General features: G+C 45.7%; 12 protein-coding genes and 4 tRNA genes. 1 reads left to right on the top strand and 15 read right to left on the bottom strand.

Translation table 11 applies throughout. The annotated features are described in order from the left end of the window. From R7Z49_RS12575 to pncC, 10 genes are all read right to left on the bottom strand, one after another. Positions 1–73 (bottom strand) — tRNA-Arg (locus R7Z49_RS12575). Positions 74–158: 85 nt separating this feature from the next. Next, positions 159–250, bottom strand: a tRNA-Ser gene (locus R7Z49_RS12570). Between the two features lie 29 nt (positions 251–279). Next, positions 280–356: transfer RNA gene (locus R7Z49_RS12565), tRNA-Arg, on the bottom strand. Between the two features lie 31 nt (positions 357–387). Next, positions 388–479 (bottom strand) — tRNA-Ser (locus R7Z49_RS12560). A 335-nt stretch (positions 480–814) separates the two neighbouring features. After that, positions 815–1,012 (bottom strand): carbon storage regulator CsrA, encoded by a 198-nt coding sequence (csrA, locus tag R7Z49_RS12555; RefSeq protein ID WP_004415691.1) that lies wholly within the window; start codon positions 1,010–1,012, stop codon positions 815–817. 113 nt (positions 1,013–1,125) lie between these two features. Then, the gene (locus R7Z49_RS12550) at positions 1,126–2,292 is read right to left on the bottom strand and encodes an aspartate kinase (RefSeq protein ID WP_318111702.1); all 1,167 of its coding nucleotides are present in this window, start codon (positions 2,290–2,292) and stop codon (positions 1,126–1,128) included. 212 nt (positions 2,293–2,504) lie between these two features. Beyond that, entirely contained in the window at positions 2,505–5,087 is a 2,583-nt protein-coding gene (alaS, locus tag R7Z49_RS12545; protein ID WP_005380872.1) for an alanine--tRNA ligase, read from the bottom strand. A 142-nt stretch (positions 5,088–5,229) separates the two neighbouring features. Next, positions 5,230–5,697 (bottom strand): recombination regulator RecX, encoded by a 468-nt coding sequence (gene recX / locus R7Z49_RS12540; protein WP_017633543.1) that lies wholly within the window; start codon positions 5,695–5,697, stop codon positions 5,230–5,232. A 127-nt stretch (positions 5,698–5,824) separates the two neighbouring features. Further along, on the bottom strand, positions 5,825–6,868 hold the full coding sequence (recA, locus tag R7Z49_RS12535) for a recombinase RecA (RefSeq protein ID WP_005380874.1): 1,044 nt from the start codon (positions 6,866–6,868) through the stop codon (positions 5,825–5,827). A gap of 200 nt (positions 6,869–7,068) precedes the next feature. Then, a complete protein-coding gene (pncC, locus tag R7Z49_RS12530; RefSeq protein ID WP_017633544.1) occupies positions 7,069–7,551 on the bottom strand; it encodes a nicotinamide-nucleotide amidase in 483 nt (160 codons plus the stop codon). Positions 7,552–7,635: 84 nt separating this feature from the next. Between pncC and mutS the strand changes: the two genes are divergently transcribed. Further along, positions 7,636–10,197, top strand: a complete 2,562-nt coding sequence (mutS, locus tag R7Z49_RS12525; protein WP_064354301.1) for a DNA mismatch repair protein MutS — start codon at positions 7,636–7,638, stop codon at positions 10,195–10,197. An 82-nt stretch (positions 10,198–10,279) separates the two neighbouring features. On the opposite strand, the gene rpoS is transcribed toward mutS, so the two are convergent. The 5 genes from rpoS to truD form a co-directional block, all read right to left on the bottom strand. Next, a complete protein-coding gene (gene rpoS, locus R7Z49_RS12520) occupies positions 10,280–11,266 on the bottom strand; it encodes an RNA polymerase sigma factor RpoS (RefSeq protein ID WP_005380887.1) in 987 nt (328 codons plus the stop codon). A gap of 80 nt (positions 11,267–11,346) precedes the next feature. Further along, a complete protein-coding gene (locus tag R7Z49_RS12515; protein WP_017633546.1) occupies positions 11,347–12,270 on the bottom strand; it encodes a peptidoglycan DD-metalloendopeptidase family protein in 924 nt (307 codons plus the stop codon). Positions 12,271–12,283: 13 nt separating this feature from the next. Then, the gene (locus R7Z49_RS12510) at positions 12,284–12,910 is read right to left on the bottom strand and encodes a protein-L-isoaspartate(D-aspartate) O-methyltransferase (RefSeq protein ID WP_005380892.1); all 627 of its coding nucleotides are present in this window, start codon (positions 12,908–12,910) and stop codon (positions 12,284–12,286) included. Further along, on the bottom strand, positions 12,910–13,686 hold the full coding sequence (gene surE, locus R7Z49_RS12505; RefSeq protein ID WP_005380894.1) for a 5'/3'-nucleotidase SurE: 777 nt from the start codon (positions 13,684–13,686) through the stop codon (positions 12,910–12,912). The genes R7Z49_RS12510 and surE overlap by 1 nt, the downstream gene beginning before the upstream one ends. Continuing rightward, positions 13,686–14,729, bottom strand: a complete 1,044-nt coding sequence (gene truD, locus R7Z49_RS12500; RefSeq protein ID WP_033907437.1) for a tRNA pseudouridine(13) synthase TruD — start codon at positions 14,727–14,729, stop codon at positions 13,686–13,688. Before truD ends, surE begins: the two co-directional genes overlap by 1 nt. Positions 14,730–14,739 lie beyond the last annotated feature (10 nt).

Here is a 14,739-nt window from a genome sequence, read left to right as displayed (position 1 = left end):
GCGTCCTGGAGGATTCGAACCTCCGACCGCCTGGTTCGTAGCCAGGTACTCTATCCAGCTGAGCTAAGGACGCGCAGATCTTCTTGCTAAGAAGTTGTGAAGTAAATCACATTCATTTCTTACGAAACAAAAAAAAGGCCATCGGGCCAGTCAATGAATGGCGGTGAAGGAGGGATTCGAACCCTCGATACGGGATAAACCGTATACTCCCTTAGCAGGGGAGCGCCTTCAGCCTCTCGGCCACCTCACCGTTTTCATTGTTATATCTCAAAAGAGATATGGCGCGTCCTGGAGGATTCGAACCTCCGACCGCCTGGTTCGTAGCCAGGTACTCTATCCAGCTGAGCTAAGGACGCACTTTTTGTTGATAAATCAACGTTGCAAGAATGGCGGTGAAGGAGGGATTCGAACCCTCGATACGGGATAAACCGTATACTCCCTTAGCAGGGGAGCGCCTTCAGCCTCTCGGCCACCTCACCGTCTTGCGGAGGCACATATTACGTTTTACCGAAAATATGTCAAACACTTTCTTTGAAAAAAATCTACGAAACTGGCTTAACCGTTGCTGATTTAATCAAAGTGACTATTAAACGAACTTTATCACTCTATTATGATGAAAAAAAGAGAGTCTTCTCTGAAAAAAAGACATTTATTTTCAAATAACTTTCTGAAGTTCGAATCAACATTATTGATGAATTCACAGCCATACTCAACACAATAGTTTCTGCAAATTTTCAAAAACAGTAAAAACTAAAAAGGCCAACCCTTCGGTTAGCCTTTTTCATTCAAACTAAGCTCTGTAAACAGGAGCGACTTAGTAGTTACCTGAAGCAACGTTGCCATTGCCTTTTTCAGCTTGAATGCGCATGTAGATTTCTTCACGGTGAACTGAAACCTCTTTCGGAGCGTTAACGCCGATACGCACTTGGTTACCTTTAACACCTAGTACAGTTACAGTCACTTCATCACCAATCATCAGTGTTTCGCCTACGCGGCGAGTCAAAATTAGCATTCTTTGCTCCTTGAGTAATCTCTAAATTTTCTTGCTACAAAGCTATTATCCAACAAAAGTTATATTTTCGTAAACTACCTTGTTAGCGAAAATCAGCCTAAAAAGGCATGTTTTTATTGAATGTTTAATGCTTCACTAGACGTAATGTAAGCATCATGCAGAATGTTTGCTGCTGTATCCACACATTCGGGTGCTAAAACTAGCATCATAGTGAGTGCATTCGTTGCGCTGAAATTGATCTCAATATCTCGCTTTGCCAACAAATCGCATGCGTGCTCTACCATTCCATTGGCCTCAAGCCCCACTGCGGTCAACAGGCTTACCACTTCACTATTACGGATTTTGTCGCTGAACACCAGATCGAACTTGGCACATGCATCTTGTTTTATCATGATACCTGCCCGTTCTGTTTCCTCGATCACATTCCAAATGTCGATACCCAACATCTGACATTGTTTTGTAGCACTAGATAAATGTTCTTTATCGACTTCGATTATGGCAAGGTCACGTTGAATGGCTATACCAGAGACGGCTTGATTGCCTAACTCCCCCTTTACCAGACTGCCTTCATTAACATCAAATGTCGAAAGCACGCGCAGTGGCACATTATTCTTCCATGCAAATTGCACTGAAGGTAAATGTAATACTTTCGCGCCTCGGCTTGCCATCGCTTCCATGGAAGGAAAATCGATAACCGCCAATTTTCGCGCGTTTTTCACTACACGTGGGTCACAAGTATAAATACCATCAACGTCGGTAAAGATTTGACACTCATCAGCGCGCAATGCGCCTGCCAGTGCCACTGCGCTCGTATCTGAGCCACCTCGACCTAATGTGGTGATATCCCCGTTCTCATTCACACCTTGAAAGCCTGCAACAATCACGATTTGGTCTTGCTCAAGCAATCCCAGAATTGTCTTAGTATCAATGTGTTTAATCGTTGCGTCATTGTGTTGATTATCCGTCACAATATTCGCCTGTGCTCCGGTAAGCGAGCGTGCAGCATGACCCAATTTATTGAGTGTCATTGCTAACAGTGCCATTGACACTTGCTCACCAGCAGAGAGCAAAACATCAAGTTCTCGAGCTGTAGGCACGCTATCTATCTGTTTAGCGAGGTCCATCAGTCTGTTTGTTTCGCCTGACATTGCAGACACGACAACAACAACTTGATTGCCATCATTTTTCGCCTTAATGATGTGTTCAGCAACTTGGTGGATTCTTTCAATTGAACCCACGGAGGTTCCGCCAAACTTTTGCACGATAAGGGGCTTTTTCACCAGTCTTCACCTTCCCAAGACCGAAGTCTCTTTAGAACTGCTTACATCGTCAGTATTTCCTTTTAGAAAAATTATATAAGCAGTAGTTACAACAAAAACCAAATAGCCTAAATGACTCGGTTAACTTTTGGTCAATTAAACCACTTGGCTGCTAAAAAAAATTACGCTCAATCAAAGAAACTTGATTGAGCGTAATTTTAGTAGTTAAAAGCTTATAAGCGCTCTTCTAACCAAGGCTGAACTGTTTTAATTGCCTCTGGTAGTGCGGCTACATCAGTACCACCAGCTTGAGCCATGTCAGGACGACCACCGCCCTTACCACCGACTTGCTCAGCAATCATCTTAACTAGATCACCAGCTTTTACTTTACCAGTTAGATCTTTAGTCACACCAGCAATCAGGCCAACCTTGTCACCTGTTACGTTAGCAAGCAGTACGACACCAGACCCCATTTGGTTCTTGATGTCATCAACCATAGTACGTAGGTTCTTGCTGTCAGCGCCTTCAAGAGCTGCGACTAGAACTTTTGTACCATTGACTTCAACCGCTTTGCCCATGATGTTAGCGCTTTCTGCTGCCGCCATCTTATCTTTTAGCTTCTGTACTTCTTTCTCTAGCGCTTTTGCTTTCTGTGCAGATTCTGCCAGTTTCTCTTCGTACTTCGCGTTTTGAGCTTCAATCGCGTCTAATGCAGCCTCGCCTGTTACCGCCTCAATACGTCGAATACCTGCAGCAATGCCGCTTTCTGAAGTGATTTTGAATAGGCCAATATCACCTGTGCTTGATGCGTGAATACCACCGCAAAGCTCTGTCGAGAAGTCACCCATAGACAGTACGCGTACTTCGTCATCGTACTTCTCACCAAACAGTGCCATTGCGCCTTTCTTCTTAGCAGACTCAATGTCCATCACGTTGGTTTCAATCGTGTGGTTGCGACGAATTTGCGCGTTAACTAGACGCTCAACTTCTTTCAGTTCTGCTGCAGTTACGGCTTCTAGGTGTGAGAAGTCGAAACGTAGGTTGTCTGCCTTCACCAATGAGCCTTTCTGCGTTACGTGCTCACCTAAAACTTGGCGTAGTGCTGCGTGTAGCAAGTGCGTTGCTGAGTGGTTTAGAGAGATAGCTGCGCGACGCTCTGCGTCAACGATAGTTGCTACTTCATCACCTTTCGCTAGAACGCCTTCTGCCATTACACCGTGGTGCGCGATTGCGTTACCTAGTTTTTGAGTGTCCTCAACGCGGAATACACCAGACTCAGTACGGATTTCACCAGCGTCACCACACTGACCGCCTGACTCTGCGTAGAATGGTGTTTCACCAAGTACGATGATTGCTTTGTCGCCCGCAGATAGCGAATCTACTTCGTTGCCTTCAACGAACATCGCTGCTACAGAACTAGAGCCTTTAGTACCTGTGTAACCACAGAATTCTGTTTGCGTATCAACTTTGATTGCTGCGTTATAGTCAGTACCGAAGTTACCCGCTTCACGCGCACGTTGACGCTGCTCTTCCATCGCTTTCTCGAAACCTTCTTCGTCGATTGCGAACTCACGCTCACGTGCTACGTCGTTAGTTAAGTCAGCTGGGAAGCCGTAAGTATCGTAAAGTTTAAATACGGTTTCGCCGTCTAGTACTTTACCGTCTAGGTTATCTAGTGCTTCGTTTAGAATCGCCATACCGCGCTCAAGTGTACGACCAAAGTTTTCTTCTTCGATACGCAGTACTTTTTCAACCACAGCTTGTTGACGCTTCAGCTCTTCACCAGCCGTACCCATGATGTCAGCTAGAACGCCAACCAACTTGTGGAAGAATGCACCTTGTGCGCCCAGCTTGTTACCGTGACGAACTGCACGACGGATGATACGGCGTAATACGTAACCTCGACCTTCGTTTGAAGGCATAACACCATCCACGATCAGGAATGAACATGAACGGATGTGGTCAGCGATAACGCGTAGTGATTGGTTTGATAGGTCTTCGTAACCGATCACTTCTGCTGCTGCTTTGATAAGAGCTTGGAATACATCGATTTCGTAGTTTGAGTGAACGCCCTGCATGATTGCAGAGATACGCTCGATACCCATACCAGTATCTACCGATGGTTTTGGTAGCGGTTCCATAGTGCCGTCTGCGTGACGGTTGAACTGCATGAATACGTTGTTCCAGATCTCGATGAAACGGTCACCATCTTCTTCAGGCGTGCCAGGACGGCCACCCCAGATGTGCTCACCGTGATCGTAGAAGATTTCAGTACATGGACCACAAGGGCCAGTGTCGCCCATTTGCCAGAAGTTATCAGACTCGTACGGCTTGCCGCCTTCTTTATCACCAATGCGAACAATACGATCAGCGGGTACGCCAACTTTCTTGTTCCAGATGTCAAACGCTTCGTCATCGGTTTCGTAAACAGTTACCAATAAACGATCCGCTGGCAGTTTAAGAACTTCGGTTAGGAATTCCCAAGCAAAGGAGATCGCATCTTCTTTGAAGTAATCGCCAAAGCTGAAGTTGCCTAACATTTCAAAGAATGTGTGGTGACGAGCAGTGAAGCCAACATTTTCTAGGTCGTTATGTTTACCACCTGCACGTACGCAACGCTGAGCCGTAGTCGCTCGAGTGTAGGCTCGTTTTTCTAAGCCTAAGAAACAATCTTTAAATTGGTTCATACCTGCGTTTGTGAACAGCAGGGTTGGGTCGTTATGTGGAACTAACGATGAACTTTCTACGATTTGGTGTCCTTTGCTCTCAAAGAACTTGAGGAACGCGTTACGAACCTCATCAGTGCTCATGTACATGCAGCTCTTCCTGAAAATAGTCGAGTTAGAATTTTGCCGTATTGTAGATCATGCAAACAGCTGAGACTAGTTTTCTTGAGGAAAAGAGGGAGTAGGAGAAAAAATTTGAAGCAAAACAAAAATCAGTGCGAACGACTGACCGTTAATCTTCGTCCTCAAAGCTCAGCGCGTAGCTGATTTGGTCAAAACTGTAGCCACGATATTGCAGAAAACGAACTTGTTTTGCGTACTCTTTTTGGTCTTTGGCTTTAATACCTTTGAATTTCTTTTCTGCCGCCTGTTTAGCCAGTTCAAACCAATCTTGCGGCTCTTCAGCCATAGCTTGCTCAATCACCGATTCCGCAACACGCTTCTGGTTTAACTCTTGACGAATTCGACGCTCTCCATGTCCTTTGTATACATGCTGTCTAATTTGACTCTTCGCGTAACGTAAATCATCTAAATAGTTATGGTCTAGGCAAAAATTAATTGCGATGTCGATGTCTGATTCTTCATAGCCCTTCATCGATAATTTTTGGTAAAGCTCATACTGACCATGATCGCGACGGCTAAGCAATTGGATAGCTGCCTCTTTGCTCGATAATGTTGGCGCCTGGCGTTTTTGGTACATGATGATCCTAAAAGTATTTTTGCTGTACAGGCTCTCAATGGCCTTTGTGATAATTCGATTTTTGATTTCAATAGATACAACAAAGCCCCGCATTGCAGGGCTTTGTCATTTATTAATCTATGAGAGATTAAAACTCTTCAGCTTGCTCTGGCGCTTCACCAGCTTCAGGCGCTTCCGCAAGTGCTGGCGCTAGCAACATTTCACGCAGTTTTGTATCGATAGTTTTAGCCACTTCAGGATGCTCACGCAGGTAGTTACACGCATTCGCTTTACCTTGACCAATCTTATCGCCATTGTAGCTATACCAAGCACCGGCTTTTTCAACTAACTTGTGCTTCACACCTAGATCGACAAGTTCACCTTCGCGGTTAAAGCCTTGGCCGTACATGATTTGTGTGTTTGCTTCTTTAAATGGTGCTGCAATCTTATTCTTAACAACTTTGATGCGCGTTTCGTTACCTACGACTTCGTCACCTTCTTTGATTGCGCCAGTACGACGGATATCTAGACGAACAGAAGCGTAGAACTTAAGTGCGTTACCACCTGTTGTTGTTTCTGGGTTACCAAACATCACACCAATCTTCATACGGATTTGGTTGATGAAGATACACATACAGTTAGACTGCTTTAGGTTACCCGTTAGCTTACGCATTGCTTGAGAAAGCATACGTGCTTGCAGACCCATGTGGCTATCGCCCATTTCGCCTTCGATTTCTGCTTTCGGTGTTAGCGCTGCAACAGAGTCGACAACCATAACATCGATAGCACCAGAACGTGCAAGTGCGTCACAGATCTCTAGCGCTTGCTCACCTGTGTCTGGCTGAGAAACCAGCAATGCATCGATATCTACGCCAAGTTTCTTCGCGTATACAGGATCTAGAGCGTGCTCTGCATCGATAAACGCACACGTTTTGCCTTCACGTTGCGCAGCAGCAATAAGCTCAAGGGTTAATGTTGTTTTACCTGAAGATTCTGGGCCGTAGATTTCTACGATACGACCCATTGGTAGACCACCAGCACCCAAAGCGATATCAAGAGAAAGAGAACCCGTTGAGATGGTTTCTACGTCCATTGCGCGGTTATCACCAAGGCGCATGATAGAGCCTTTACCGAATTGCTTTTCAATTTGACCTAGCGCAGCGGCGAGCGCTTTCTGTTTGTTCTCGTCCATTACTTTCTCCGATTTATTCATCTTCTTTGGGCGACGAATAGTAATTCATTTTTCTTAAGCAGAAGAACTGCTCAGCAATGAAAGTTATTATACTGTTGATTCATACAGTGTCCATACCTGTATGAAAAAAATTTGGCTGACCTAAAGTCGTGATTTGCTCTAGCCCTTATCAATGCTGGGCTAAAACAATTTAAGAAATTCTAGAGTAGATGTTGATACAATTGAGTCAGCGCATGCTCGACCGCTTTTTTGCGAACTTCTGCACGGTCACCAGTAAAATGCATGGTTTCGACTTGCTGCCAACTTTGGTTATCAGCAAAAGCAAAGCAGACCATGCCGACTGGTTTCTCTTCACTGCCACCACCCGGCCCTGCAATACCACTGATGGACACACCGATGGTCGCATTGGAGTTTTTAATTGCACCCTGCACCATTTCAATCACAACTGGCTCACTCACTGCACCATGCGCTTCTAACGTTGAAGCTTGCACACCAAGCATCTCCATTTTCGCTTCATTACTGTAGGTGACAAACGCACGGTCAAGCCACGCTGAACTACCAGCAATGTCAGTAATGGCGGTTGCAACACCACCACCAGTGCATGATTCTGCGGTCGTTAAAAGATGCCCGTGTTTAGCCAATAATGCGCCTAAATCGGCACTCAATTTTGTTGTTTTTTCCATAGCCAAAATGCCCTTTGTCTCTTTTTACTTGATAGGGATTCACGTATCCTAAGCCGCTACGGAAATAAACAAAAGAACTTACCTGTGAAAGCTGAACAAAAACACACTCCGATGATGCAGCAATACCTCAAGCTAAAAGCTGAGAACCCAGAGATTTTGCTGTTCTACCGCATGGGCGATTTCTACGAACTCTTTTACGATGATGCCAAGCGAGCTTCTCAGCTTCTTGATATTTCATTGACCAAACGTGGTGCGTCTGCAGGTGAACCTATCCCAATGGCGGGTGTGCCATTTCACGCCGTAGAGGGCTACCTGGCAAAACTTGTTCAGCTTGGTGAGTCTGTGGCGATCTGTGAACAGATTGGCGATCCGGCCACCAGCAAGGGCCCAGTAGAACGTAAAGTTGTGCGTATCGTGACACCAGGTACAGTGACGGATGAGGCGCTGCTTTCTGAGCGTGTCGATAACTTAATCGCAGCAATTTACCATCACAACGGTAAGTTCGGTTATGCGACGCTGGATGTCACCTCTGGTCGCTTCCAACTGACAGAACCAGAAACTGAAGAAGCGATGACAGCCGAGCTTCAACGTACCGCACCACGTGAGCTACTGTTCCCAGAAGATTTTGAACCTGTACATTTAATGGCGAGCCGCAATGGTAACCGTCGTCGCCCAGTCTGGGAGTTTGAGCTTGATACGGCTAAGCAACAACTCAATCAACAATTTGGCACAAAAGATCTGGTTGGTTTTGGTGTAGAACATGCGTCCTTAGGGTTATGTGCTGCTGGTTGTTTGATCCAGTACGTAAAAGATACTCAACGTACGGCTTTACCTCATATTCGCTCTTTAACGTTTGATCATCAGGATCAATCCGTCATCCTTGATGCTGCTACCCGACGTAATCTGGAAATTACTCAAAATCTAGCAGGCGGAACCGATAACACGCTCGCTGCAGTACTCGACCATTGTGCAACTCCGATGGGCAGCCGAATGCTGAAGCGTTGGTTGCATCAGCCTATGCGTTGCATTGAAACGTTAAACAATCGCCTTGATGCGATTGGTGAGATTAAAGAACAAGCTCTGTTTGCTGATCTTCAACCAACGTTAAAGCAAATTGGTGATATTGAACGTATCTTAGCGCGCCTTGCATTACGCTCTGCTCGCCCTCGCGATATGGCTAGACTTCGCAATGCCATGCAACAGCTACCAGAGCTAGAATCTGTCACCGCTTCTTTGACCCATCCGTACCTAACGAAATTGGCGAAGTATGCAGCTCCGATTGACGAAGTATGTGACCTGTTAGAGCGCGCGATTAAAGAAAATCCGCCGGTTGTTATTCGTGATGGTGGCGTCATCGCTGAAGGCTACAATGCGGAGCTCGATGAATGGCGAAAATTGGCAGACGGTGCAACAGAATATCTTGAGCAGCTTGAGCGAGATGAGCGTGAACGACACGGTATCGATACGCTTAAAGTAGGCTACAACAACGTTCATGGCTTCTTTATCCAAGTAAGCCGTGGCCAGAGCCATTTGGTTCCACCGCATTATGTACGTCGCCAAACACTCAAAAACGCTGAACGCTACATCATCCCAGAGCTTAAGGAACACGAAGACAAAGTACTTAACTCGAAATCTAAAGCGTTAGCACTTGAGAAACAGTTGTGGGAAGAACTGTTTGATCTATTGATGCCAAACCTTGAGAAGCTGCAAAACCTAGCTTCTGCCCTGTCTCAACTGGATGTATTACAAAACCTAGCAGAGCGTGCAGATTCGTTAGATTACTGCCGCCCAACGCTTGTGAAAGACGCAGGAATTCACATTCAAGCTGGTCGTCATCCAGTCGTAGAACAAGTAACAACAGAGCCGTTCATCGCGAACCCAATTGAGCTTAACCCAGCCCGTAAGATGTTGATCATCACCGGTCCAAACATGGGTGGTAAATCAACCTACATGCGTCAAACTGCGCTGATTGCATTGATGGCACATATCGGCTCTTATGTACCGGCAGAATCCGCACAGATTGGTTCTTTAGATCGTATATTTACTCGTATTGGTGCGTCAGATGATCTTGCATCTGGCCGCTCGACCTTCATGGTAGAAATGACCGAAACAGCCAATATTCTTCACAACGCAACTAAGAACAGTTTGGTGCTAATGGATGAAATCGGACGCGGTACTAGTACTTACGACGGTCTCTCTTTAGCTTGGGCAAGTGCGGAATGGCTCGCAACACAAATTGGTGCGATGACCCTATTTGCAACTCACTACTTCGAATTAACAGAGTTACCGAACCAACTGCCAAGCTTAGCGAACGTTCACTTGGATGCCGTAGAACATGGAGACAGCATTGCCTTTATGCACGCAGTTCAAGAAGGTGCGGCAAGTAAGTCTTACGGCTTGGCTGTTGCGGGCTTAGCTGGCGTACCAAAAACGGTCATCAAAAATGCGCGTAACAAGCTATCTCAGCTAGAGCAACTGGGGCAAAACAGTGACACACCGCGTCCAAGTGCAGTAGATGTGGCTAACCAGTTGAGCCTGATTCCAGAGCCTAGCGAGGTCGAACAAGCTCTGTCAGGTATTGATCCTGACGACTTAACGCCACGCCAAGCTCTTGAAGAGCTGTATCGCTTGAAAAGGATGCTGTAAATAGACTCACACCAAGGAGCAAAAAAGAAAAAAGGCTATGGGGAACCATAGCCTTTTGCGTATCTAGTGGAATACGGATTATTTAATCGTCTTCTACGTTAAACAAGTTTTCCATATTCAAACCTTGTTTGATTAGGACTTCACGAAGACGACGCAAACCTTCCACTTGTATTTGACGTACTCGCTCACGTGTCAGGCCAATCTCTCGACCAACTTCTTCCAGCGTCGAAGGCTCGTAGCCTAGTAGGCCGAAGCGACGTGCAAGCACTTCTTTCTGTTTCGGATTCAACTCTTCTAACCAATGAATCAACGATGATTTGATGTCGTCATCTTGAGTCGAAACTTCTGGATCAGAGTTGTTTGCATCAGGAATAATATCCAGCAGCGCTTTCTCACCGTCACCACCGATTGGCGTGTCGACAGAGCTAATACGCTCATTAAGGCGTAACATTTTGCTTACGTCTTCGACTGGAATATCTAATTGAGCAGCAATTTCTTCTGCGGTCGGTTCGTGATCGAGCTTTTGAGAAAGTTCACGCGCAGTACGCAGATAAATGTTCAGCTCTTTCACTACGTGGATAGGTAGACGGATCGTGCGAGTTTGGTTCATCAACGCTCGCTCTATCGTTTGTCGGATCCACCACGTTGCGTAAGTAGAGAAACGGAAACCACGTTCTGGGTCGAATTTTTCGACCGCTCGGATCAAGCCGAGGTTACCTTCTTCAATCAGATCGAGTAGTGCTAGACCACGGTTACTGTATCGACGAGAAATCTTAACAACCAAACGTAGGTTACTTTCGATCATACGTTTGCGTGCCGCTTCGTCGCCACGTAGGGCGCGTCTTGCGTAAAGCACTTCTTCTTCGGCAGTAAGTAAAGGTGAGAAGCCAATTTCGCCCAAATACAACTGAGTTGCATCTAAGCTTTTACTGCTCGCGTCAAATTCTTCACGCGCAGTCGCTTTGCTTTCTGTGGATGATGATCTTTCGAGTTCGTTATCAATGGTCTTCACTGACGCATTGTCAAATGCAAACTCTTCAACTTTGGTTACTGTGTTGCTGATACTCATAACGCCTCCCCCTGGCGAGTTAGCAAGACATGACAACTCAATATGTCGCTAAATGATGTCGCAAGTTGTTTTTCAAAGTTTTAAGGCAAATAGCGTTTTGGATTCACTGATTTACCTTGATAGCGAATTTCAAAGTGTAGTTTGACCGACTTTGCACCTGAACTACCCATGGTGGCGATTTTTTGTCCGCTTTTTACGCTTTGTCCTTCTGTGACCAGCAGTTTGTCATTATGTGCGTATGCGCTTAAATAATTGTCGTTATGCTTTACTATAATTAAGTTGCCATAACCTCGTAGCGCATTGCCTGAATAAACGACTGTGCCGGCTGCGGTTGAAACGATAGGTTGACCACGCTGTCCTGCGATGTCGATACCTTTATTTCCCTGTTCTCCCGCCGAAAAGTTCTTGATTACTCTCCCTTTTGTTGGCCACAACCACTTTGAGACTTTATCACTCTTTGCTGTGGTAGTTGGCGCTTTTTGCTTCACTTTTTGGTTATCTTTTGAACCAACATACTCCTTTGTTTTCGATTGTTCAACCTTCTTTGGAGGCTGTTTTTGTACGACTTTAGGCTTAGTCTCTGTAGGTTTTTGACTAGAGTTTTTACTCGAAGGTTTAGGTTTAGAGGCTGTTGATGTTTTCGTCACTGGAGCTGGGGGGGTCGTAACAACAGGAGCCACAACGGGTTCAACTTTTTGACCATATTTAGGGGCGACATATTTCGGAGCCCAAAGTTTTAGCCTCTGTCCTGGGTAGATAGTGTAAGGCTGAGTTAACTCATTGTAACGAACAAGATCATTTACATCTTTATCTGTGACATAAGCTATGAAGTAAAGCGTATCGCCTTTTTTTACCTCATAATAACTCCCTCTGTAACTCCCTCTTTCAAGGCTTGAATAGTCTTTTTTTAGGCTAGAGACAGGTGCAGGGGAATGCGCTGCACAACCAACTAGTCCTGCAGCAAACACAAAGCTAATACCAATATGACGTAGTAACTTATTCACCTATCCCTAACCCTTAAGCTAAATCACCCGCAACCAGAGGTACGAACCGAACCATTTCTACAACGGTAGAGAGATATTCGTCTCCCTTACGCTCTATTTTTAATAACTGTTGCTCCGTATCTCCAACAGGAATGACCATTTTGCCGCCATCTCTTAATTGTGAGAGAAGAGCTTGGGGAATCACTTCAGCGGCAGCGGTAACAATGATAGCATCGAAAGGACCTCGCGCTTCCCAGCCCTGCCACCCATCAGCATGCTTAGTTGAAACATTGTAGATATCCAATTGCTTCAGGCGACGCTTTGCTTCCCATTGCAACGATTTAATTCGCTCAACGGAGTATACATGATCAACAATTTGCGCCAGTACCGCGGTTTGATAACCCGATCCCGTTCCGATTTCCAGAACACGACTCGCCGGCTCTAGCTCAAGCAACTCGGTCATACGAGCAACGATATAAGGCTGAGAAATAGTTTGTCCCTGACCAATTGGTAACGCATTGTTATCATAGGCTTGGTGCATCATCGCTTGAGAAACAAAGCTTTCTCGTGGCAAGCGTTGGATAGCATCCAGAACTCTTTGGTCTTTGATGCCACTGGAGATAAGAAACGCTATCAACCTGTCAGCATGTGGGTTACTCATTACTTCTCTTCCTTTAACCAACTATCCATAGCACGCAGCGACTCGTGAGCGGTGAGATCAACTTGCAGAGGCGTCATTGAAACTCGGCCATGCTCAATTGCATAAAAGTCCGTGCCCTCTCCTGCATCTTGCTCCTTTCCTGGTGGCCCTAACCAATAAATGTCATGGCCTCTCGGATCTTTCTGCTTGATCATATTCTCTGCGTGATGACGTGCACCTAAACGCGTAACTTCAATTTCACCTAAATTCTCTGATGGTAAGTCAGGCACGTTTACGTTCAGTAGACGATTCGTTGGAATCGGCGACGCTAAATGCTGTTGTACAATTTGACGTGCAATTTTAGCGGCGGATTCGAAATGTCGCTTACCCACTAGTGAAAAAGCCACCGACTGAACGCCAAGGAAATGACCTTCCATGGCGGCTGCTACTGTTCCAGAATAAAGAACATCATCACCCAAATTAGCGCCATGGTTGATTCCTGACAGAACAAGATCAGGCAAATCATCTTTCATTAGCTCATTCAGCGCGAAATGCACACAATCCGTGGGCGTGCCTTGCACTGAGTAGATATTTGGGGCAATTTCAGTCACGCGTAATGGTTGTTCTAATGTGAGTGAATTCGAAGCACCTGAACGATTTCGATCAGGTGCGACAATGGTCACTTCGGCGATATCTCTCAACTCATCAGCGAGGGCATGAATCCCTTGTGCATGAACACCATCATCATTGCTGATTAAGACTCTTAAGGGCTTCGGGTTTCGTGAATCCTGTTCCATTAGTATTCTCTTTCTACTTCAACCTCATTAACTAACTCACGAACAATAGAGGTCGCAAAAGATCCCGCATCCAGTGAGAAAGTCAGCGTAATGTTGTTACCTTCAACCGTCCAAGCTAAATCTTTTGGCTTCAGCGCAATATCGCGACGATCGTGGCGCATGCGATTACCACGAATCAGCGCCATGAGGTCAGGCTCTTCGTCTAAAAACGGTTGCTCTAATGCCAGAGCCTCGGCTTGAGTAGGCAGTGCATTATCGCCAGCAAGCGCAGCGGTAATTGCCGCTTCACCTTGTGCAAATTGTACTTGCAAATCAGTGATGTTGTTTGCATCAATCAACTGAGTGCCAGAATTCGTCTGTGCAATGTCACCATCAATGAACTTATCAAACACACCATTCTCTAGACGAGCTGAAACGATGCGGTTGAAAATCCACGAACGAGCCGCTGATAAATACATGCTTCGCTTGTTTTGATTGCGGGTACGAACGTTTTCGCGTCCCCATCGACGTGCTTCTTCAAGGTTGTTGCCATCGTTACCAAAACGCTGACTACCAAAGTAGTTTGGCACGCCAACTTGTTTCACTTTTTCAAGACGTTGCTCTACATCCGCTATATCTGTCACTTCAGACAAAGTAACCACGAACTCGTTCCCTACTAGGTCACCAGGACGCAGTTTTTTATTGTGACGATCTGTTGCAAGGATTTCGATACTTGGGTATTGAGCCAAAAACGCTGAAAAATCTGGCGTTTCACCTTTTGGTAAATGGACACTTAACCACTGTTCCGTCACCGCATGACGGTCTTTAAGACCCGCCCAGCTAACGTCTTTCGACTTAACACCACAGGCTTTTGCTAACTCGTTAGCAACGAAGCTGGTGTTCTCGCCCGTTTTACGGATACGAACCATTAAGTGCTCGCCTTCGCCCGTAAAGGCAAAACCTAAATCTTCGCGAACCTGAAAATGCTCTGGCTGCGCTTTAATTTTTGCCGATGCAACTGGCTTACCCGTTAGGTAAGCCAATGAAGATAAAATGTCTGACATGATGTGTTTC

The sequence above is a fragment of the Vibrio sp. 1562 genome (assembly GCF_033340155.1).
Classification (GTDB): domain Bacteria; phylum Pseudomonadota; class Gammaproteobacteria; order Enterobacterales; family Vibrionaceae; genus Vibrio; species Vibrio alginolyticus.
The sequence above is the reverse complement of the archived record's forward strand: the minus strand, read 5'-3'. Positions and strand labels throughout refer to the sequence as shown.